The sequence below is a fragment of the Hydrogenophaga sp. LT287 genome (assembly GCF_055702805.1).
Window position 1 is genome coordinate 1 of record NZ_JBVPZC010000026.1, and the last position, 22071, is coordinate 22071.

The 22071-nt window shown below is 64.2% G+C and carries 19 protein-coding genes; 13 read left to right on the forward strand and 6 right to left on the reverse strand.

Annotated elements, in window-relative coordinates; genetic code table 11:
- Positions 1–403: 403 nt before the first annotated feature.
- The 9 genes from AC0GNR_RS15635 (at position 404) to AC0GNR_RS15675 (ending at position 11147) form a co-directional block, all read left to right on the forward strand.
- Positions 404–3907, forward strand: a complete 3504-nt coding sequence (locus tag AC0GNR_RS15635) for a transglutaminase family protein (protein ID WP_472901827.1) — start codon at positions 404–406, stop codon at positions 3905–3907.
- A gap of 91 nt (positions 3908–3998) precedes the next feature.
- On the forward strand, positions 3999–6677 hold the full coding sequence (locus AC0GNR_RS15640; RefSeq protein WP_472901828.1) for a circularly permuted type 2 ATP-grasp protein: 2679 nt from the start codon (positions 3999–4001) through the stop codon (positions 6675–6677).
- A gap of 154 nt (positions 6678–6831) precedes the next feature.
- Positions 6832–7863, forward strand: coding sequence for a transglutaminase family protein (locus AC0GNR_RS15645; RefSeq protein WP_472901829.1), 1032 nt, complete (start codon positions 6832–6834; stop codon positions 7861–7863).
- Between the two features lie 85 nt (positions 7864–7948).
- Complete coding sequence (locus AC0GNR_RS15650; protein WP_472901830.1) at positions 7949–8419, forward strand: RidA family protein; 471 nt, start codon at positions 7949–7951, stop codon at positions 8417–8419.
- Between the two features lie 32 nt (positions 8420–8451).
- Positions 8452–9015 carry a flavin reductase family protein gene (locus tag AC0GNR_RS15655; RefSeq protein WP_472901831.1) on the forward strand — a complete coding sequence of 188 codons (564 nt, stop codon included), beginning with the start codon at positions 8452–8454 and terminating at the stop codon, positions 9013–9015.
- On the forward strand, positions 8978–10060 hold the full coding sequence (locus AC0GNR_RS15660; protein ID WP_472901832.1) for a hypothetical protein: 1083 nt from the start codon (positions 8978–8980) through the stop codon (positions 10058–10060). Before AC0GNR_RS15655 ends, AC0GNR_RS15660 begins: the two co-directional genes overlap by 38 nt.
- 140 nt (positions 10061–10200) lie before the next feature.
- Positions 10201–10323, forward strand: coding sequence for a type II toxin-antitoxin system Phd/YefM family antitoxin (locus tag AC0GNR_RS15665; protein WP_472901833.1), 123 nt, complete (start codon positions 10201–10203; stop codon positions 10321–10323).
- 318 nt (positions 10324–10641) lie between these two features.
- The gene (locus tag AC0GNR_RS15670) at positions 10642–10887 is read left to right on the forward strand and encodes a type II toxin-antitoxin system Phd/YefM family antitoxin (protein ID WP_472901834.1); all 246 of its coding nucleotides are present in this window, start codon (positions 10642–10644) and stop codon (positions 10885–10887) included.
- Positions 10884–11147 carry a Txe/YoeB family addiction module toxin gene (locus tag AC0GNR_RS15675; RefSeq protein WP_472901835.1) on the forward strand — a complete coding sequence of 88 codons (264 nt, stop codon included), beginning with the start codon at positions 10884–10886 and terminating at the stop codon, positions 11145–11147. The genes AC0GNR_RS15670 and AC0GNR_RS15675 overlap by 4 nt, the downstream gene beginning before the upstream one ends.
- A 103-nt stretch (positions 11148–11250) precedes the next feature.
- Here AC0GNR_RS15675 and AC0GNR_RS15680 read toward each other — a convergent pair whose 3' ends face one another.
- From AC0GNR_RS15680 to AC0GNR_RS15705, 6 genes are all read right to left on the reverse strand, one after another.
- Positions 11251–11802 carry a phasin family protein gene (locus AC0GNR_RS15680; protein ID WP_472901836.1) on the reverse strand — a complete coding sequence of 184 codons (552 nt, stop codon included), beginning with the start codon at positions 11800–11802 and terminating at the stop codon, positions 11251–11253.
- 182 nt (positions 11803–11984) lie between these two features.
- The gene (locus AC0GNR_RS15685; RefSeq protein ID WP_472901837.1) at positions 11985–12968 is read right to left on the reverse strand and encodes a TauD/TfdA family dioxygenase; all 984 of its coding nucleotides are present in this window, start codon (positions 12966–12968) and stop codon (positions 11985–11987) included.
- A 64-nt stretch (positions 12969–13032) separates the two neighbouring features.
- On the reverse strand, positions 13033–14313 hold the full coding sequence (locus AC0GNR_RS15690) for an amino acid deaminase (protein ID WP_472901838.1): 1281 nt from the start codon (positions 14311–14313) through the stop codon (positions 13033–13035).
- A gap of 9 nt (positions 14314–14322) precedes the next feature.
- Positions 14323–14496 (reverse strand): hypothetical protein, encoded by a 174-nt coding sequence (locus AC0GNR_RS15695; RefSeq protein ID WP_472901839.1) that lies wholly within the window; start codon positions 14494–14496, stop codon positions 14323–14325.
- Between the two features lie 5 nt (positions 14497–14501).
- The gene (parC, locus tag AC0GNR_RS15700; RefSeq protein ID WP_472901840.1) at positions 14502–16853 is read right to left on the reverse strand and encodes a DNA topoisomerase IV subunit A; all 2352 of its coding nucleotides are present in this window, start codon (positions 16851–16853) and stop codon (positions 14502–14504) included.
- A 128-nt stretch (positions 16854–16981) separates the two neighbouring features.
- Positions 16982–18976, reverse strand: coding sequence for a DNA topoisomerase IV subunit B (locus tag AC0GNR_RS15705; protein ID WP_472901841.1), 1995 nt, complete (start codon positions 18974–18976; stop codon positions 16982–16984).
- A 133-nt stretch (positions 18977–19109) separates the two neighbouring features.
- Here AC0GNR_RS15705 and AC0GNR_RS15710 point away from each other — a divergent pair, with 133 nt between their 5' ends.
- The 4 genes from AC0GNR_RS15710 to dapA all read left to right on the forward strand — a co-directional run bounded on the left by AC0GNR_RS15710 (position 19110) and on the right by dapA (position 22071).
- Positions 19110–20372, forward strand: coding sequence for an MFS transporter (locus AC0GNR_RS15710; protein ID WP_472901869.1), 1263 nt, complete (start codon positions 19110–19112; stop codon positions 20370–20372).
- Positions 20369–20512, forward strand: coding sequence for a hypothetical protein (locus AC0GNR_RS15715; protein WP_472901842.1), 144 nt, complete (start codon positions 20369–20371; stop codon positions 20510–20512). The genes AC0GNR_RS15710 and AC0GNR_RS15715 overlap by 4 nt, the downstream gene beginning before the upstream one ends.
- Positions 20512–21105, forward strand: coding sequence for a class I SAM-dependent methyltransferase (locus AC0GNR_RS15720; RefSeq protein WP_472901843.1), 594 nt, complete (start codon positions 20512–20514; stop codon positions 21103–21105). Before AC0GNR_RS15715 ends, AC0GNR_RS15720 begins: the two co-directional genes overlap by 1 nt.
- 78 nt (positions 21106–21183) lie before the next feature.
- Positions 21184–22071 (forward strand): 4-hydroxy-tetrahydrodipicolinate synthase, encoded by an 888-nt coding sequence (dapA, locus tag AC0GNR_RS15725; protein WP_472901844.1) that lies wholly within the window; start codon positions 21184–21186, stop codon positions 22069–22071.

Sequence of the window (22071 nt, forward strand, 5' to 3'; positions counted from 1 at the left end):
GCGTTCAGACCTGACCAAGGCCGCCGTAAGGACCACGCCAAACAACGGAAGCGATCAAATCGCCCGAGGCACCGCGCAGCGGTCCTCAAATCAGTACGCGAAACGTTCTGCCGCGCAGACTCCTAGGAGCCTGCGCGGCAGAAGGCATCGTAGCGAAACGGGTGGGAAAAGAGCCCAATTTGGCCCTGCTTTTGAGGACTGTGGCCGTCGCCACAGCCGGAAAAACAGGGGCGAAGTGGGACTTTTCTCCATCCGTTGCAGCCGATGCGCTTCTGCCGCGCAGGCTCCTAGGCCGGCAGCCATGGCCGTCTGGCGCAAGACTTGCTAGCATGGGTACGGGCCGCGACGGCAACGCGCGCGCCAGCGAATTCATTGTTTTTATCCCCTGTTGAAAGACACCAGCATGGCCATTCATGTTGCCCTGAGCCACATTACCCATTATCGGTACGACCGCCTGGTCAAACTCGGTCCGCAGGTGGTGCGGCTGCGCCCTGCGCCACACAGCCGCACCAAGGTGTTGTCTTATTCCCAACGCATCGAGCCGGCCGGCCACTTCATCAACTGGCAGCAAGACCCGTTTGCCAACTACCAGGCCCGCCTGGTGTTTCCCGAGCCCACCACCGAGTTCAAGGTCACCATCGACCTGGTGGTGGAAATGGCGGTGCACAACCCGTTTGACTTCTTTCTGGAGCCCAAGGCCGAGAAGTTTCCGTTTGCCTACGACGCCGCCCAGCTGCAAGAGCTCGCGCCGTACCTGGCCACGGCGCCGGTCACACCCCTGCTGAAGGCCTACCTGGCCAAGGTGGACCGCACCGAGCGCCGCACCATCGACTTTCTGGTGGACGTGAACCAGATGCTGCAGCGCGATATTTCGTACACCATCCGCATGGAGCCGGGCGTGCAAACGCCGGAAGAAACGCTCACGCTGGGCAGCGGTTCCTGCCGCGACACCGGCTGGCTGATGGTGCAAATCTTGCGCCACATGGGCCTGGCGGCGCGCTTTGTGTCGGGCTACCTCATTCAGCTCAAGTCGGACGTGAAGTCGGTCGACGGCCCCAACGGCCCCGAACAAGATTTCACCGACCTGCACGCCTGGTGCGAGGTGTTTTTGCCCGGCGCCGGCTGGATCGGCCTGGACCCCACCTCGGGCCTGCTGGCGGGTGAAGGTCACATTCCGCTGGCCTGCACGCCGCAGCCGTCCAGCGCGGCGCCGGTGGAAGGCGCCATGGACAAGTGCGAGGTGGAGTTCAGCCACCACATGGGCGTGACGCGGGTTTATGAGTCACCCCGCGTGACCAAGCCCTACTCCGAAGAACAATGGGCCGGCGTGCTGGCGCTGGGCGAGGCGGTGGACGCCGACCTGGACAAACACGATGTGCGCCTGACCATGGGCGGCGAGCCCACCTATGTGGCCACCGCCGACCGCGACGCCGCCGAATGGAACACCGACGCCCTCGGCCCCACCAAGCGCGGCTACGCCACCGAGCTGCTGGGCCGGCTGCGCGAGCGCTACGGCGCGGGCGGTTTTGTGCACATGGGCCAGGGCAAGTGGTACCCCGGCGAGCAGCTGCCGCGCTGGGCCCTTTCGCTGTTCTGGCGCGCCGACGGCGAACCCTGCTGGAACAACCCGGCGCTGCTGGCCGACGAACGCGACCAGGCCCGCTTTGACGCCGAAGACGCGCGCCGCTTCACCCAGGCGCTGGCGCGCAAGCTCGGCCTGTCCACCCAATACATCACGCCGGGCTATGAAGACACCTGGTATTACCTGTGGCGCGAGCGCCGCCTGCCGGTCAACGTGGACCCGTTTGACGCCAAGCTGGACGACGAGCTGGAGCGCGCCCGCCTGCGCCGCGTCTTCACCCAGGGGCTGGACGCCACGGTGGGCTTTGTGCTGCCGCTGCAGGCCGATGGCGACGGCCCGCTGTCCAACACCGGCAAGAGCGGCTACCACCGCGTGTCGGGCACCCGCTGGTCCACCGGGCCGTGGTTCTTCCGCGACGAGCGCATGTACCTGGTGCCCGGCGACTCCCCCATGGGCTACCGCCTGCCGCTGGACTCGCTGCCCTGGGTGTCGGCGGGCGACTACCCGTACCACATTGAACAAGACCCGCACACCGCCCGCGACCCGCTGCCCACCGGCGCCACCGTGAAGCACCAGGTGTCGCCCCACCAGGTGGGCGGTGGTTTTGCCGAAGGGGGCACCGTGGCCATGCAGGGCATGGACTACAACGCCACCGGCCCCGCCGTGGACGGCCTGCGCCCCGGCCAGCCCGGCCCCGGCGCGGCACCGGCGCAACCGCTCTCGGCCAAGTTTCCGCAGCGCAACGAGTCGGCCGCCTGGCTCACCCGCACCGCCTTGTGTGTGGAAACGCGCGACCCGCACCGCGCGAATGGCCCCAAAGCCGAAAAAGTAGGCGGTGGCAAAAACCAGCACATCTATGTGTTCATGCCGCCCATGCAGCGGCTGGAAGACTACCTGGACCTGCTCGCCGCCGTGGAAGCCACCGCCGAAAAGCTGGGCATGGCGATCGTGCTGGAAGGCTACCCGCCACCGCGCGACCCGCGCCTGAAAACGCTGCAGGTCACGCCCGACCCGGGCGTGATCGAGGTCAACATCCACCCCGCCCACAACTGGGGCGAGCTGGTGGACCACACCGAATTTTTGTACGGTGCGGCCCACGAAACCCGGCTGTGCGCCGAAAAGTTCATGACCGATGGGCGCCACACCGGCACCGGTGGCGGCAACCACTTTGTGATGGGCGGCGCCACCCCGGCCGACTCCCCGTTTTTGCGCCGCCCCGAGCTGCTGGGCAGCCTGGTGGCCTACTGGCACAACCACCCTTCGCTGTCGTACTTGTTCAGCGGCATGTTCATTGGCCCCACCAGCCAGGCGCCGCGGGTGGACGAGGCGCGCAACGACCAGCTCTACGAACTGGAAATTGCGCTGGCGCAGATCGAGAAAAACCGCCAGACCTACGGGCAGGACATGCCCCCGTGGCTGGTGGACCGCACGCTGCGCAACATCCTGATCGATGTGACCGGCAACACCCACCGCAGCGAATTTTGCATTGACAAGCTGTATTCGCCCGACGCGCCCACCGGCCGCCTGGGCCTGCTGGAACTGCGTGCGTTCGAGATGCCGCCGCACGCCCGCATGAGCATTGCGCAGCAGCTGCTGTTGCGTGCGCTGGTGTCGCGTTTCTGGCAACAGCCGTGGCACGGCAAGCTCACCCGCTGGGGCACCGAGCTGCACGACCGCTACCTGCTGCCCACCTATGTGCGCATGGACTTCCAGGACGTGCTGACCGACCTGGCCGACTTTGGCTACAAGTTCGACCCGGCCTGGTTTGAGCCGCACTTTGAATTCCGCTTCCCGCTGGTGGGCGAGGTGGCCGCGCGCGGCATCGAACTCACCCTGCGCAGCGCCCTGGAGCCCTGGCATGTGATGGGTGAAGAAGGCGCGCCGGGCGGCACCGTGCGCTATGTCGACTCGTCACTGGAGCGCATTGAGGTGCGGGTGAGCGGCTGGAACGACAGCCGCCATGTGATCACCTGCAACGGCCGGGCCCTGCCCCTGCACAGCACCGGCACCGTGGGCGACTACGTGGCGGGCGTGCGCTACAAGGCCTGGAGCCCGCCGTCGGCGCTGCACCCGTCCATACCTGCGCATGCTCCGCTCACGTTTGACATTGTGGACACCTGGATGCAACGCTCGCTGGGCGGCTGCCAGTACTTTGTGGCCCACCCCGGTGGCCGCAATTACGACACCTTCCCCATCAACGCCTACGAGGCCGAAAGCCGGCGCATGTCGCGCTTCTTCCAGATGGGCCACACGCCGGGCAAGATGGTGGTCACGCCCGCTGCATCGAGCCGCGAGTTCCCGTGCACGCTCGACCTGCGCACCTGATCAGCACGGATCGCCGAAGTTCGTGAAGGAAGCCCCCGGAGCTCCATCGGTGCACGGGCCGCCCGCTCCCCAGCGGGCATACTCGGAGCCCGTGACAAAAGAAGACCCCGACCCGCTGTTTGACGAGCCCAGCCCCCGCCAGCCCGGGGACTGGGCTTTGTCGCTCTCCATTCCCGCAGACGCCGGCCACCGCGACGAGCTGCGCCAGCACAGGCCAGGCAAGCCAGCCAGTGAAGATGCGCTGGACCCCCACTGGGCCAGTTTCTTTGAGCACATAGGCGCTGACGGTTTTGCCGACCTGAACCGCCGCGCCGACAACCTGCAGCGCCAGGTGCGCGACAACGGCGTGACCTACAACGTCTACGCCGACGCCGCCACCGGCCAGCAGCGCCCCTGGGCGCTCGACCTTTTCCCCACCATCGTCAGCCCGCAAGACTGGGCCCATATAGAAACCGGCGTATTGCAGCGCGCCCGCCTGCTCAACGCCATGATGGCCGACCTGTACGGCCCAGGCGAGCTGCTCAAGCGCGCCATGCTGCCCGCCGCGCTGGTGCAAGGCCACCCCGGCTATTTGCGCGCCATGCAAGGCGTGAAGCCGCCCGGCGGCACCTGGCTGCACATCGTCGCATTTGACCTGGCCCACGGCCCCGACGGCCGGTGGTGGGTGGTGGGCCAGCGCACCCAGGCACCGTCTGGCCTAGGCTACCTGCTTGAAAACCGCATCGCCATTTCGCGGCAGTTCCCCCAGGCGTTTGCCGACATGAAAGTGCAGCGCCTGGCGGCCAGCTACCGCGCGCTCATGGACGGCATCAAGGCCATGGCGCCCGAGGGCGACAACGCCCGCATCGCCCTGCTCACGCCCGGCCCCTACAACGAAACCTATTTTGAACACGCCTACCTGGCGCGTTACCTGGGCCTCACGCTGGTGGAAGGCAACGACCTCACCGTGCGCGACCAGCGCCTGTACCTCAAGACCCTGAAGGGCCTGGAGCCGGTGCACGCGCTCATCAAGCGGCTGGACGACGAGTGGCTGGACCCGCTGGAACTGCGCTCGGACTCCACCCTGGGCGTGCCCGGCCTGCTGCAGGTGCTGCGCGCGGGCAACCTGCTGCTGGCCAACGCACCGGGCTCGGCGCCGCTCGAATCCAGCGCCTTGCTGGGCTTCTTGCCCGCCATCAGCCGCCACCTGCTGGGCGAAGAACTGGCCCTGCCGTCGCTGGCCACCTGGTGGTGCGGCGAAGACGCTGCCCTGCGCGAGGTGCTGCCGCTGTTGAAAAACAGCGTGATCAAGCCCACCTACCCGCGCTCGGGCCTGGAAACCGCCATGGGCCAGAGCCTGAGCGCGCGCGAACTCGACGAATGGTCGGGCCGCATGGTGCGCCACCCCGAGGACTACACCGTGCAGGCCTGGCTGCCACTCAGCCAGACGCCCACCTGGGCCGACGAGCGCCCCCGTGGTTCGCCGGACCGTACCAAAAACGACGGCACCCCCTCAGCGGGCCAGGCAGCGCCGGGTGTGGGGTCCATTGCGCCGCGCTCGGCCATGCTGCGCGTGTTCGCCCTGGCCGACGGCCCGCAGAGCTGGCGGGTGCTACCCGGCGGCCTGGTGCGGCTGGCACCGCGCGGCCAACTCATTGCCGCCATGCAGCGCGGCGGCAGAAGCGCCGACTGCTGGGTGCTCACCGAAGGCGCGGTGGACCGCACCACGCTGCTGCAGTCAGCGCCCAGCACGCTGACCATTGCCACCCAGAAACGCCCGGTCACCAGCCGCGCGGCTGAAAACCTGTTCTGGCTCGGCCGCTACACCGAGCGCACGGAAAACAGCATCCGGCTGGCCCAGATCGTGCTGAAACACCTGGGTGGCGAAGAGCCCAACGCCCCCACGCTCATGGCCTGGCTGTCGGCCACCGCCCGCGAACACGCGCTGGTGCTGCCCGACGTGCCGGGCGCCGTCCAGTCGCCTCGTGTGTTTGCCCGCAGTCTCATGGCCGCTTTGGCGCCCCCGGCGGGCAGCCCGCAGGCCAGGCAGTCGTACAGCGTGGGCTTCAACCTGCGCGCCCTCAAGGCATCGGCTGCTCAGGTGCGCGAACGCCTGTCGCAAGAACACTGGAACCTCATTGAGCGCACCGAAGCCGCCTTCGCGCACGACTGCACCGCGATGGCGGCTGATGCCGAATACGCCACCACCGAGGCGCTGGCCGCGTTGCAAAATGCCAGCGAGTTGCTGGCAGCCATCACTGGCGCACAGACCGACCGAATGGTCCGCGACGACGGCTGGCGCCTGCTCTCGGTCGGCCGGCACATCGAACGGCTCATCACCCTGTCACGCGCCCTCAGGCTTGGGCTGGAACACGGCTGCCTGCACGACCCGGACGGCTTCGAGGCCGTGGTGGCCCTGTTCGACAGCACCATCACCTTCCACGCCCAGTACCAGCAGCGGCGCGACATGGTGGCGCTGATCGACCTGCTGGTGATGGACCGCGACAACCCGCGCTCGCTCGCCTGGGTGGTGCAAACACTGCGTGCGCGCCTGGCCAAACTGGCGCTCAGCGCCATGCCGCAAGACGCGCAACTCGCCATGGATCTGCCCGATCCCGAGACCTGGGTGCTCACCGACCTGAGCCACAGTCAGCAATCACCCGAAAGCCAGCGGACCTGGGGCGAACTGGTCACCCTGCTCGACGCCTGCGAACTGGCCGCCGGCAACCTGTCCAACGAAATTTCGCGCCTGCATTTCAGCCACGCCGACCGGCAAAACCAGAGCCTATGAACATGCTCCCCCCCGTTGCTTGCTCGCTGCGCGTAGCCGCATACCCCCTCAAGGGGGCAACACCAGCGGCCCGGCAAAGCCGGTTCCGCGGTGTTCCCGGCTGGACGCTCTTGGCATGCCAGCAACCCACGCATCGGCTGAATGGCGATCTGACATGCTCTTGAGGATTCTTCACCGCACCACCTACCGCTACCAGGGCAGCATCGACATGTCGCAGCACATGGTGCACCTGTCGCCGGTGGACACGGCGGGGCAGCGGGTGCTGTCGCACACCTTGCGCGTGCACCCCGAGCCCGCCAGCCGCAGCCAGACAACCGACGTGTTTGGCAACCTGCGCACCTTTTTTTCATTGCAAGCGCCGCACGACTCGCTTACCGTAGAAGCCGACAGCGAAGTGGAAACTTGTGCCCCGGCCGAACTGCCCCACAGCACTGCATGGCAAAAACGCACCTGGGAATCGGTGCGCGAGCACTTCCGCTACCGGGCCCGGGCCCCGTTTGACCCCGCCAGCGAATTCCTGTTTGCCTCCCCCTGCGTGCCGCGCGACGACGCCTTTTCCGACTTCGCCCGCGCCGCCTTCAAACCCGGCCTGCCCATGCTCGAAGCGGCGCGCGCGCTCATGGAACGCATCCACAACGAGCTGAAATACGAGACGGCCAGCACCGAGGTCAACACCCCCGCCCTGCAGGCGCTGGCACAAGGCAAGGGCGTGTGCCAGGACTTCGCCCACATCATGCTCGGCTGCCTGCGCAGCCTGGGCCTACCTGCACGGTATGTGAGCGGCTACATGCTCACCCGGCCGCCACCCGGCACGCCCCGCCTCATTGGCGCAGACGCCTCGCACGCCTGGGTGTCGGTGTACGTACCCTACCCGCCTGACATGCTGGGCCGTGATGCGAGCCGCGCAGCGCAAGACCCAGAAGACGCTGAAGCTGAGAACGCTGAGGAACCACAAGCCGGTGCAGAGAGCCCACCCGCCACGGCAGCCGGCGCCTGGTTCGACTTCGACCCCACCAACAACCGCTGCGGCTGGGGCAGCCCAGGCGAAGACTACGTCACCCTCGCCACCGGGCGCGACTTTTCCGACGTCTCGCCCATGCGCGGCGTCATTCAGGGTGGCGCACGCCACACCCTCAGCGTGGCCGTCACCGTGGCGCCACCCGATGAGATCGACGGGTTGGCTTGAGGCCCAACCCCGCCACTAGAATGGTTTGCACCCCTGCCGCCGCACGCGCCGCAGGCCCCGCCACCCCCACTTCTGGAGCCTTCCCATGAGCGTTTACGACAAGCTGAAGCAACTCGGCATCGAACTGCCCCCCGTGGCCATCCCCGCCGCCGCCTACGTGCCCTTCGTGCAGACCGACAACCTCGTGTTCCTGAGCGGCCACATCGCCAAGAAAGACGGCAAACCCTGGGTCGGCCAGCTCGGCCTGACCACCACCACCGAAGAAGGCAAGCTCGCCGCCCGCGCCATCGCCATCGACCTCCTGGGCACCCTGGCTGCCGCCTGCCTGGCCGCCGGCAAGACGCTCGACGACGTGACCCGCATCGTCAAGGTCATGAGCCTGGTCAACAGCACCGGCACCTTCACCGAACAACACCTCGTCACCAACGGCTGCAGCGAACTGCTGGGCGAAGTGTTCGGCCCAAAGGTCGGCGCCCATGCCCGCAGCGCCTTCGGTGTGGCGCAGATCCCGCTGGGTGCCTGCGTGGAAATCGAACTGATCGCTGAGCTGGGCTAAACCTCCACCCCTCTTCAGGAAGGAGTGAGGACATGGCCATGCAACCCATCCCGCTCGACAAGGCCAGCCGCCTGCTCAACCACGGCCCCACTGTGCTGGTGGGTAGCGCGCACGCCGGGCGCGTCAACGTCATGGCTGCGGCCTGGGCCATGCCGCTGGACTTCACGCCGCCCAAGCTGGCGGTCGTCATCGACAAAGCCACCCTCACCCGCGAACTCGTGGACGCCAGCGGGGTGCTCAGCGTCTGCGTGCCCTGCGTCGCCCAGGTCGACCTGACCCGCGCGGTGGGCGGCGAGAGTGGCAAAGACCACCCCGACAAACTGCAACGCTGCGGCGTGGTCTTCGAACTCGGGCCTCTCACGGCCTGCCCGCTGGTGCAAGGTGCCATCGCCTGGATGGAATGCCGCGTGTTGCCCGCCACCGCGCATGTAGCGGGACCACACGACCTGATCTTGGCCGAAGTGGTCAGCGCCTGGGCCGATGAACGGGTGTTCAGCCGCGGGCGCTGGCACTTCGAGAATGCATCCAGTGAACTGCGCAGCCTACACCATGTGGCAGGTGGATTCTTCTACAGGATTGATGGAAAAGCGGTCTGACACAGTTAATCAAAAAGCATCTACGCCATTAAAGGACGAAGTCAAACCAATACCTCGCTTAAAAATGAAATTCTTCAAAGATCAATCTTTTGCCCTCTTTTTTCTCTATGACGAACTGCAATTTTGCACAAATGATATCCCAGACATGATAGTAGACAAAAGCGGAAACTCATTGGTGATAGCAGCACGAGGCGGCGAACAAACAGATGGGATTCATATACTTGACAACGGCAAACACTTAGTCAAAGGCAACAACCCAGAAAATGGATGGCTGGACATTTATTTGGCCACAAATCATTTAACAAACGAGGAGAAGAATAATATATTTCAAAACAAACAAGACCTAGATTCCATAAATCATGTGATTTCACTTGGAAGTTCAAAGTTCGTCAAACATTTGGTCATTCTAGCTTACTCAGATGGCACAGAATGCGAGAATACACCAGACCGCTGCATAATTAAATCAAAAGTTGGCGGCCCTGAAATTGTCGCGGAGTTCATGCTATCGAAATTCGTCAACAATTTCCGAAGACTAACAAATGAACAAATAGAAAGAGGAGAAATCCCGACGCAAATTGAATACAACAACGACACTACAAGTTCACGCAGGTACACATTCGACTTTAGTCTAGCAGAATCACTTGCAGAATTAGACCCAACCGATGACAGCAATGTGGAAGTGGAAATGGATGGAAGCATTTGGGGAGAAGCATTTTCACGATATCAATTCAACATCAACAACGATGCCGTCAACAAGCTCGCAAAGGAGTTGACAATTCCAGATAGAGTCTTCGCAGTGTTGACACAAGAACAAAAAGAGACACTCAAAAATCAAATTCCAAAAATATTAATAGAGAGAATGGATTTCATTGGTCGTGAAATTTTCGGGCAAAAATTCCCTAGCTACGAAAGCCACATTAGACACCTTGATTCAATTGCCAGGTCCAGAAGCTGGGACCAATCAATGAGCGACCTGCTTGGCGCGGAAGGAAGATACCTTGGCAACGGAATTTCCTATAACAGCGATGGAACCCTTGAAGACTAATAATAGGCAAACCAGCAAGGGGGTCCGGCACGGCACGTAAACAGCGGGGTCAAGTCTTGCCTTTTGCCCAAAAAACCCAGCCAGGATCGACTTGACGTAACGTACTGAAAACGTACGCCTCAGGATCGCGGGCGAAAGCCATGCCCTCCACCCTCACCGCCAGCGAAGCCCGCGCCAACCTCTACCGCCTGATGGACCAGGCGGCAGAGTCGCACCAGCCTGTGACCATCATTGGCAAACGCAACGACGCGGTGCTGGTTTAGGCTGAGGACTGGCAGGCGATCCAGGAAACGCTGACTCTGCTCTCAGTGCCGGGAATGCGCAAGTCGATCAAGGAAGGCATGGCCGAGCCGGTGGACGGTTGCACCACGGAGCTGGACGGTGAGCTGGGCCGTCGTCTTCGCAAAGCACGACCTGAAAGTGGCTCGGGCACGAGGGTCAGGTCTTGCCTTTTGCCCACGCGCGGGCATGAGAGGGTCGTGGGCATGAGGGTCAGATACCGTCTTGCCTTTTGCCACCAAAATTTCCAGCTTGACCAAACGTACCTAAAAACGTACGCTCCTCAACATCAGGAGCTCACCATGACCACCACCCTTACCGCCAGCGAAGCCCGCGCCAACCTCTACCGCCTGATGGATCAGGCAGCCGAGTCGCACCATCCGGTGACCATTGTGGGCAAGCGCAACAATGCCGTGCTGGTGTCTGCCGAAGACTGGCGAGCGATCCAGGAAACGTTGTATTTGCTTTCTGTGCCGGGCATGCGTGAGTCGATCAAGGAAGGCATGGCCGAGCCGTTAGACGGCTGCGCCACGGAGCTGGACTGGTGAACTGGGAGCTTGTCTTCACCAAACACGCGCAAAAGGACGCCCAGAAGCTAGCCGCCAGTGGCTTGAAAGCCAAAGCGCAGGAACTGCTGGCTGTGATGACAGAGAACCCTTTTCAGAACCCGCCGCCTTACGAGAAGCTGGTGGGTGATTTGGCAGGGGCGTATTCACGGCGCATCAACATCCAGCACCGGCTTGTGTACCAGGTGCTCGAAAAAGAGCGCTTGGTGAAGGTGTTGCGCATGTGGTCGCACTACGCGTAACCGCAGCAAACGGGCAACGCACCCACGCAAAAAAGGCTCCCGAGGGAGCCTTTTTTGTTTCGGTGGAGCCAACGGCCCAAAGACCGTTTGCGTCAGACCGGAATCAGACAGCCTTAGCGGCTTTTTTCACCATGTCGGTGGTCTGCTTGGTGGCCACGGCAAAGTTGGCCTGGGCGGCTGCCGTGGCTTTCTTGATGCTGGCCTGGGCCGACTCAACAGCTTTCTGGCTGTTGCTCAGGGCGCTCTGGAAAGCGGCCACAGCGGTTTCGGAACCGGCTGGTGCACTCTTGACGAGCTGGTCCACCGAGGCGCCGAAGGCTTTTTGTGCGTCGGCCATGTTGGCTTCGATCTGCTTGGTGATGTCGGCGCTGCCTTCGGTGGCAATGCTCTGCACGTGCTGGAAGTAAGCGGTCGACTTTTCAGCCAGGGGCTGGAAGAAACCGGTTTGCAGGGTCATGAATTCCTGGGGCGTCTTGGCCGACATGGCGGCTTTGGCGTGGCTGAAAGACTCGCTCACGGCGGCTTTGGAAGCGGCCATGTTGAGTTCCACCAGCTTTTCTGCACCGGTGAAGGCCTTTTTGAAGGCGGCTTCGAAGGCGTCCATGTTGGCTTTGTTGGCGGCGATGATCTGGTCGGCGGGGTTGTTCATGTTCATTTCGGTTTCCTTAAAGTGGAGGTGACAGGGGAGCCGCCGGTAGAACATGCATCGGGTCGCCGATTTATGTTGCAGTGCAGCATGGGTTGAATTCTACGGGTATTCCCGCAGATGGCAAGTGTTTTTGCTGCACTGCAACAAAATTAGAGGCATTCCCCCAACACCTGCGCAGAGCCCCGGTTCTAGACGGTTTCGCCCGGCGCCGGGAAACCATTGCGTCCGGGAAACTCGGGCGCCAGGACGCGAGCGTTGGGCATCTTGAGCCACAGACGCACCATTTTTCGGTGCAGCGCGGGGTCGGCATCGTCCTGAAAATCGTTGCGCGAATGCAGCACGGCGTAGTTGTTGGCAAACTGCAGGTCGCCAGGCTCCAGCATCATGTCCAGGCGGATGCTGGCTTGGTGCATGACAGCATCGAACAGGTCCAGCGCCTCGACCTCCACCCGCGAGAGCGGCTGCTGACGGATCTCGTGACCGAGCTCAATGTATTGGCGCAGGTAACGGCAACTGAGCTTGCCCTGGTGGTGGCTGAAGATGGGCGACAGGCTGGGCTGCGGCTCGCACAAGTGGGCAAAGTACAGAGGCCGGTAATACAGGCCCAGGTACTCGGGGTGCTTTTCCAATATTTCGTTGTAGATGGCGGCCACACTCACCAAGCTGCTCAGCCCGCCCGCTCTGGCTTTGCGCACGCACAGCAGGCCCACCACATCGGACGGGTCGGAGTGGTAGGGCAAATACAGGTTGGTCTCGTAGACGCGGGTGTTTTTGTCGCTGGCATCGCCCACGTTCATCACCGTGCCCAGCAGGTCGCCCCGGGGGTTCTGCCGCACAGGCACACCGAGGTGCAAGCCCAGGCCGTAGTAAACGGTGTTGATGTCGTCGTCGGTGTAACGCTCCACCGGCAGGCCCCGCAGCACCAGGAAGCCGCGCCCATTTTCCAGTTCGTCGGCGCAACGCTGAAGATCGGGTAACAAGGCCTGGAGAGGGAAGTCTTCTTTGCTGAAATGGGGGAAGCTCAGCCCTTGTGCTTTGACGTGCGCAAGCGCTGCGTCAAGCTCCGCAACCGAGGCGCGGCTGAGTTGGTGCAGCCACGCGAAGTCACCGGCGAGATCAGCACCGCGCCAGGCCGCCGGGCCCGTGATGGGTTGTTTCAGAATCAGGCTCACAGAAGGGCTCCTTGACATCGTTCAAAAGTGCTGCGTTGACGAACCGGCCATAGACCATACCCCGTCAAAACCAGGTGGTCACAGCGTCCACCACGCGGTAGGCGTCGTCCACCACCGGCAACCAGCGCCATTTGTCGAACGTGGTGCAAGGGTGCGAGATACCGTTGGCGACCGTCTCGCCCAAGCCGGGCCATTCGGCCTCGGGCGCTGCCGGGTCGTAGCGCAGGTAGGCGTGCTGGTCATTCAGGGCGTCTATGCGCCAGTGGCTTGGCACCGGTTGTGGTGCCCCACCGTTGCCGTGTGAGCGCCACACGGGCTGTGGCAGGTCCAGGTCGTAAGACACATCGCGCTTGCCCATGCTCAGCAGCGCCAGGCCTGGCTCGGGACAGCTCTGCACGCAGGCCAGCACTTCCAGCGCGGGTTTGAGCGTTTCGCGCAGGTTCAGGCGTTCGCCCACACAGCACAGGTAGCGCGTGTAGCGCTGGTGGTCGTGCGTGAGGTAGCAGCCCGAGCGCAGCACGCCCCGCACCGGGCGGCCCAGTTCGGGTGCAAGCCGCTCGGCCACCAAGTCAAAAATGGCCGAGCCGCCGGCCGTAAAGATGATCTCGTCGTCTTGTGCAAACCAGCCGCACGCGATGGCTTCTCGCGCGACCGCGTCCACACGGTCCATGAGGTGCTGCACGGTGGCGCGGTCTTTGGCGTGGTCACACGTGGCGGTGGTGCCTTCGTAACACTCGATACCCGCCAACCGCAGCGCCGGGCTGGCGGCGATGCGTTGCGCGACCTGCCGCGCTTGCCCTGCTGTGCGGCAGCCGGTGCGCTGGCCGATCATGCCCAGTTCCAGCAGCACCTCAAACTGGCCCTTGAAACCACGGGCCGCGGCCCAGGCTTCGATCTGATCCACCTGCCCGAGCGAATCAACCAGAAACAGCGAGCGCAGCGCGGGCCGCTGTGCGTGCAGCAGCGCCAGCGCGTCCAGCTCGGCGCGCTGAATCACCTGGTTGGCGATCAGCAGCACCGGCACGCCGTGGCGCGCACCCACCACCGCCTGGAACACGGTGGCAAAGCTGATACCCCAGGCGCCGGCGTCCAGCTGCATCTGCCACAGCTCGGGCGACATGCTGGTTTTGCCGTGTGGCGCCAGATGCAGGCCACGCTGGGCGCAAAAATCGCGCATCCAGTGCAGGTTGTGCTGCAGGGCGCTTTGTTTGATGACGGCCAGCGGCAAGGCGAGGTCGCCGCGCAGCAGTTGCCAGCCTTGTTCGGCCATTTGCTCCCGCGACAGCTCGGCGTGGCCTGTAGGGAAGCCCTTGAGGTGGGGGCCGAAGCGGGGCGCGGTGGGCATCGTGGGGCTTCAGTTGCGCTTTTTGCGCGCCTGCGCACGCCGCACCTGCCGGCTTTGCCCGGCCAGCTGCTGATGCGCCTGCTGGGCCGCACGGCGGGCTCGCAGGCGTTTGCCCAAGGCGCGGGCCACGATGAAGGCCAGCACAGCGCTGGCCACGATGACGAACAAGGCAGTGGTGTCCATACCGGTCACTCCACCCGCGTGATGCGGTTGGGCTTGAAGCCCAGGTCGGCCGCCTTGCCTTTGCGGCCACGCACAGCTCGGGCGTTGTTGAGGCTGCGAATCTCCAGCGTTTCGTCGCGCTCTTTGCCGCCACGGCCGATGCCTTCAATCTTCACGCTGCGGGTGTAAGCCGCCGCACCCGCCAGGGTGTCTTTGGCGTCCAGGTCGATCAGCATCAAACCGCGCCCGCCTTTTTCCATGGCCTTGAGTTCGGCGATTTCAAAGGTCAGGATGCGCCCGCCGGTGGAGGCGCAGGCCACATGCGTGGCCGCATTCAGCGGCTGGCCGCCCGAGGTGTTGGCTGCGTGCGACGGTGCGCAGATGGTTTCGCCCTCGCCCACGCTGATGAAGGCCTTGCCGGCTTTCTGGCGCGACACCAGGTTGTCCACCGTGGCCAAAAACCCGTAGCCACCGGTGCTGGCGAGCAGCAGCGTGGCGTTGGCCGGGCCGGCAAAGTAGTGCATGGGCTGCGTGCCGCTTTCCAGCTCGATGAGGGTGGTGATGGGCTGGCCGTCGCCACGCGCACCGGGCAGGCTGGCCACCGGCACGCTGTACACACGGCCATTGCTGCCAAACACGATCAGCGTGTCTACCGTGCGGCACTCAAACGTGCCGTACAGGCCGTCACCGGCCTTAAAGGCGAAACTGCCCGCCTCGTGGCCGTGGCCGGTGCGGGCGCGCACCCAGCCTTTGCTGGAAATGACGACCGTGACCGGCTCGTCCACCACCTTGATTTCGGCCACGGCCTTTTTCTCGGCCTGAATCAGTGTGCGGCGCTCGTCGGCAAAGGTCTTGGCGTCGGCCTCGATCTCTTTCACCATCAGGCGCTTCAAGCTGCCGGGGTTGCCCAGAATGTCTTCCAGCTTGCCCTGCTCTTCGCGCAGCGAGCTCAGTTCTTGCTCAATCTTGATGGCTTCGAGCCGCGCGAGCTGGCGAAGGCGAATTTCCAGAATGTCTTCGGCCTGGCGGTCGCTGAGCTTGAAGCGCTCGATCAGCGCAGCCTTGGGCTCGTCGCTCTGGCGGATGATGGCAATCACCTCGTCAATATTGAGCAACACCAGCTGCCGGCCTTCCAGAATATGGATGCGGTCGAGCACCTTGTTCAGCCGGTGCTGCGAGCGCCGCACGATGGTGGTCTGGCGGAACTCGATCCATTCGCTCAGCATGAGCCGCAGGCTCTTTTGCGTGGGCCGCCCGTCCAGGCCGATCATGGTCAGGTTGATGGGCGACGAGCTTTCCAGGCTGGTGTGGGCCAGCAGCGCGGTGATGAGCTCCTGCTGCTCGATGCGGCTGCTCTTGGGCTCAAACACCAGTCGCACCGGGGCGTCCTTGCTCGACTCGTCGCGCACCACGTCCAGCACCATCAGCATGCTGGCTTTGAGCTGCGTCTGGTCCTGGCTAAGCGCCTTCTTGCCAGCTTTCACCTTGGGGTTGGTGATTTCTTCAATTTCTTCCAGCACCCGCTGGCTGCTCACGCCGGGTGGCAGCTCGTTCACCACCAGCTGCCACTGGCCGCGCGCCAGGTCTTCAATTTTCCAGCGCGCGCGCACTTTGAGGCTGCCGCGGCCGGTGCGGTAGGCGTCGGCAATGTCACCGGCCGGGCTGATGATCTGGCCGCCGCCGGGGTAGTCCGGGCCGGGCAGGATCGTCAGCAGGTCTTCTTCACTGAGTTTGGGGTTCTTGATCAGCGCCACGCAGGCGTCGGCCACTTCGCGCAGGTTGTGGCTGGGGATTTCGGTGGCCAGTCCCACGGCGATGCCGCTGGCGCCGTTGAGCAGGTTGAACGGCAAGCGAGCGGGCAACTGCCTGGGCTCTTCGAACGATCCGTCGTAGGTGGGGATGAAGTCCACCGTGCCTTCGTCAATCTCGTCGATCAACAAGCTGGTGATCCTGGCCAGCCGGGCTTCGGTGTAGCGCATGGCGGCAGCGCCGTCGCCGTCGCGGCTGCCAAAGTTGCCCTGGCCATCGATCAGCGGGTAACGCTGGCTGAAGTCTTGCGCCATGCGCACCAGCGCGTCGTAGGCGGCGCTGTCGCCGTGCGGGTGGTACTTACCCAGCACATCACCCACCACGCGCGCACTCTTGACCGGCTTGGCGGCGGTGTTGTTGTTCGGCCCGGAAAAGCCCAGTCCCATGCGGTCCATGGCAAACAGAATGCGCCGCTGCACCGGCTTCTGGCCGTCGCACACATCGGGCAGCGCACGGCCCTTGACGACGGAGAGCGCGTATTCCAGGTAAGCCCGCTGGGCGTAGCTGGCCAGGTTGTCTTCGCCGGGCAATTCAACCGGTGCGAGATCGAGTTCAGGGGTGTCGTTCATGGGGTTTCAGGCATTCGTACAAACAGGCGCGTGCAGAGGGCTGGATCAGAAACACCGCCGGGCTGGCTCCGCCAGACGGCTGGTGTTGCCCCCTCGGGGGGTGACGCCGCAGGCGGCGCGGGGGGAAATCAAATATCCACTTCCACCGAGTCGCCGTGCAGCTCCATCAGCTCGCGGCGCGAAGCGGCTTCGCCCTTGCCCATGAGCTTGGTGATGAGCGCCTCGGTGCCGGCAAAGTCCATGCTACCCAGGTTCACCTGCATCAGGCGGCGCGTGTCGGGGTTGAGCGTCGTGTCCCACAGTTGCTCGGCGTTCATTTCACCCAGGCCTTTGAAGCGGCTGATCTGGCATTTTTCGCGCGGCACGCCGTCCTTGGCGCATTTGTCCAGAATGGCGGTGAGCTCGCCCTCGTCCAGCGCGTACTGCTTGATGGCGGGTTTTTTGCCGCGCGCGGGCACGTCCACCCGGAACAGCGGCGGACGCGCCACATACAGGTGACCGTTTTCAATCAACTTGGGGAAATGGCGGAAAAACAGCGTGAGCAGCAGCACCTGAATGTGCGAACCGTCCACGTCGGCGTCGCTCAAAATGCAGACCTTGCCGTAGCGCAGACCGCTCATGTCGGGCGTGTCCAGCGGGCCATGCGGGTCAATGCCGATGGCCACCGAAATGTCGTGGATTTCGTTGTTGGCGAACAGGCGATCGCGCTCCACTTCCCAGGTGTTCAGCACCTTGCCGCGCAGCGGCAAAATCGCCTGGCTCTCCTTGTCGCGGCCCATCTTGGCACTGCCGCCGGCCGAATCGCCCTCGACCAGAAACACCTCGTTGTGCGCCAGGTCTTTGCTTTCGCAGTCGGTCAGCTTGCCGGGCAACACCGCCACACCCGAGCCCTTGCGCTTTTCCACTTTCTGGCCGGCCTTCTGGCGAAACTGCGCGGCCTTGATGGCGAGTTCGGCCAGCTTCTTGCCGTAGTCCACATGCTGGTTCAGCCAGAGTTCGAGCGCGGGGCGCACAAAGCTGCCCACCAGGCGCACCGCATCGCGCGAGTTCAGCCGCTCTTTGATCTGGCCCTGGAACTGCGGGTCGAGCACCTTGGCGCTCAGCACATAGCTGGCGCGCGCAAACACGTCCTCGGGCAGCAGCTTCACGCCCTTGGGCAGCAGCGCGTGCAGTTCAATGAAACCCTTCACCGCCTGAAACAGGCCGTCGCGCAGGCCGCTTTCGTGCGTGCCGCCCGCGCTGGTGGGGATCAGGTTCACATAACTCTCGCGCACCGGCTGGCCGTCTTCGGTGAAGGCCACGCACCAGCTGGCGCCCTCGCCTTCGGCAAAGCTGTCGTGGGCGCTGTCGGCAAAGCCTTCGCCTTCAAACAGCGGAATCACTGGCTCGCCGTGCAGCGTTTGCTGCAAATAGTCGCGCAGGCCGCCCTTGTAGAGCCACACCTGCGTGTCTTTGGTTTTTTCGTTGACCAGCGTCACCGTCACGCCCGGCATCAGCACCGCCTTGCTGCGCAGCAGGTGGGTCAGCTCGTTCATGGGCAGCGCGGCCGACTCGAAATACTTCGCGTCGGGCCAGGCGCGCACCGTGGTGCCCTGCTTGCGGTCGCTCTCGCCTTTGGGCGCGATCACCAGCTGTTCGATCACGTCACCGGCCGAGAACGCCAGCTTGGCCACCTTGCCCTCGCGGTAGCTGGTCACTTCCAGCCGGGTTGAGAGCGCGTTGGTCACGCTCACGCCCACACCGTGCAGGCCGCCCGAGAAGCTGTAAGCGCCGCCGCTGCCCTTGTCAAACTTGCCCCCGGCGTGCAGCCGGGTGAACACCAGTTCGACCACCGGCGCGTTTTCTTCCGGGTGCAGGCCAAACGGAATGCCACGGCCATCGTCTTCCACGCTCACCGAGTGGTCGGCGTGCAGCGTGACCTTGATCTTTTTGCCATGGCCAGCCAGCGCTTCGTCGGCCGCGTTGTCCAGCACTTCCTGGATGATGTGCAGCGGGTTGTCGGTACGGGTGTACATGCCCGGCCGTTGCTTGACCGGCTCCAGTCCCTTGAGGACGCGGATCGAACCTTCGGAATAAGCGTCGCTGGCGGCGACGGACTTGGGGGCGGCGGGTTTCTCTGTCATGCGCGGCATTGTAGTGCGCGCCCCGCCTTTTCACTGTATGCAACAACAGCTTGCCGGACTGGCGGCTTGCCTGCGTGTGACCGGTTTCGCACAGGTGGCAGCGGGCATGGGGCAAATTCGCTACATTCCCCGGATGTCCATTGCCTCACCCACCCCGTCCGGCGCGCCCCCAACCCAGGGCCCCGCTGGTCTGTCTACCCTGCAGGTGCTCGCCTGCGGTGCTTTCATCGTCACACTGTCCATGGGCATCCGCCACGGTTTCGGCCTGTGGCTGCAACCCGTCACCCAGTCTCAGGGCTGGACGCGCGAAACCTTTGCCTTTGCGCTGGCGGTGCAAAACCTGTCGTGGGGCGTGTTCGGCATTTTTGCCGGCATGGCGGCCGACCGCTTCGGCGCCTTCAAGGTGCTGGTGGTGGGTGCCGCGCTGTACGCGCTGGGCCTGGTGGGCATGGCCATGTCCACCACCTCGGTGGGCTTTGCGCTCACGGCCGGCATCTTGATTGGCGCGGCGCAGGCCGGCACCACCTATGCGGTGATTTACGGCGTGATCGGGCGGCAGATACCGGCCGAAAAGCGCTCATGGGCCATGGGCGTGGCGGCGGCGGCAGGCTCGTTCGGGCAGTTCCTCATGGTGCCGGTGGAAGGCTGGCTCATCAGCAGCTTTGGCTGGCAAGAAGCGCTCATGGTGCTGGGTGCGGCGGTGCTGCTGATCATGCCGCTGGCCTGGGGCCTGCGTGAGCCGGGTTTTGCGGGCGGCACCATGCCCAAGCGCGAACAATCTATTGTGCAGGCGCTGCGCGAAGCGTTCAAATACCGCAGCTTCCAGCTGCTCATGGCGGGCTATTTCGTCTGTGGCTTCCAGGTGGTGTTCATTGGCGTGCACATGCCCAGCTACCTGAAGGACAACGGGCTGTCGCCCCAGGTGGCGAGCTACGCGTTGGCGCTCATTGGGCTGTTCAACGTGATCGGCACGTACGCCGCTGGCGCGCTGGGCCAGCGCATGCCCAAGCGCTACATCCTGGCGTTCATTTACCTGGCGCGGGCGGTGGCCATCAGCATCTTCCTGATCGTGCCGCTGTCGCCCGCCAGCGTGTACGTGTTCTCAGCCGTCATGGGCGTGCTGTGGCTGTCCACCGTGCCGCCCACCAACGCGGTGGTGGCGCAAATTTTTGGTGTGGCCCACCTGTCCATGCTGGGCGGCTTTGTGTTTTTCAGCCACCAGATTGGCAGCTTCATGGGTGTGTGGCTGGGCGGCGTGTTGTACGACCGCACCGGCAGCTACGACATTGTTTGGTACATCTCGATTGCGCTGGGCGTGTTTGCCGCCCTGATCAACCTGCCGGTGCGGGAGTCCCCCATCGTGCGCGGGCCCCAGCGCGTGGGAGCGGCGGCGTGAAAACCACCGGCTGGAACGGTCTCTGGGCCAAGGTTGCCCTCTGGGCGGGCATCGGTGCAGCGCTGCTGGGCACCCTCAAGCTCTACAACCAGCCCGACTTTCTGTTGAACCTGGCCGACCAGCTCTGGAGTTGCTTCTGATGCCCAACACCGCCCTCCCCTCGCCGGGCAGCCCCGTGCTGCACGGCAACGAAGCCCCCTCAAGCTGGGTGCGCCGCTGGACGCACCTGATCCCCGCCGGGGGCACCGTGCTGGACGTGGCCTGCGGCCACGGCCGCCACCTGCGCTGGCTCGCCGGGCGGGGCCACACCCTGACGGGCGTGGACCGCTCGCCCGAAGCCATTGCCGCCGTGGCGCCCCTGGGCCGCGCCGTGCTGGCCGACATTGAAAACGGCCCCTGGCCGTTGCATGGCGAGACTTTTGATGCCGTGGTGGTGACCAACTATCTGTGGCGTCCTCTTCTGCCGATGATCGTGGCCAGTGTGGCCCCGGGCGGTGTGCTGCTGTACGAAACCTTTGCCAGCGGCCATGAGACCGTGGGTCGACCGGCTCGGCCCGACTTTTTGCTGCAACCCGGCGAGCTGCTGCAGGCTTGTAGCGGGCTGCGGGTGGTGGCCTTTGAAGACGGTTTTTGCAGCGCACCCGAGCGCTTCGTGCAGCGCATCGCCGCCGTGCGAGAAACCGGGCATTCCGGAGCCACGCCAGTGCGTCGTCTGCTCGACGTCACTGGGTAGAATGCAAGATTACCTGCCCACCGCGGGCCGGCCCGTCCTGACGCTGGGTCAGGGTGCATCCTTTCGAGCCTGAAGCTTATGAAAACCATCACCGGCAGCATCGTGGCCCTGGTCACGCCCCTGTTAGAAGACGGCAGCGTGGACTACCCCACCCTGCGCAAACTGATCGACTGGCACATTGCCGAGGGCACCGACTGCATTGGCGTGGTCGGCACCACCGGCGAGTCGCCCACCGTGACGGTGGAAGAACACTGCGAGATCATCCGCGTCTCGGTGGAACAGGCCGCCAAACGCGTGCCCATCATGGCGGGCTGCGGTGCCAACTCCACCGCCGAAGCCATTGAACTGGCCAAATTTGCCCAAAAAGTGGGTGCCGACTGCCAGCTGCAGGTGGTGCCTTACTACAACAAGCCCACGCAAGAAGGGCAGTACCAGCACTTCAAAGCCATCGCCGAAGCCACCGGCGACCTGCCGATCGTGCTGTACAACGTGCCCGGCCGCAGCGTGGCCGACATGTCGGTCGAAACCGCCCTGCGCCTGGCGCAAGTGCCCGGCGTGGTCGGCATCAAGGAAGCCACCGGCAACATCGAGCGGGCGCAGTGGCTCATTCGGGAAGCCCCCGAGGGCTTTGCCATTTACTCGGGTGACGACCCCACCGCTGTGGCGCTGATGCTGTGCGGCGGCCAGGGCAATGTGAGTGTGACCGCCAACATTGCACCGCGCCTGATGCACGAGCTGTGTGTGGCCGCCATCGCGGGCGACGTGAAGCGCGCCATGGACATCCAGTTCCGTCTGATGCCGGTGCACAAAAACCTGTTCGTCGAAGCCAACCCGATCCCGCTCAAATGGGCCATGGCCCGCATGGGCCTTTGCAACGAGACCATGCGCCTGCCGCTCACGCCCATGTCGCGCGCGCTGGTTCCCACGGTCGAAAACGCCTTGCAGGACAGTGGGCTGATCGCCTGA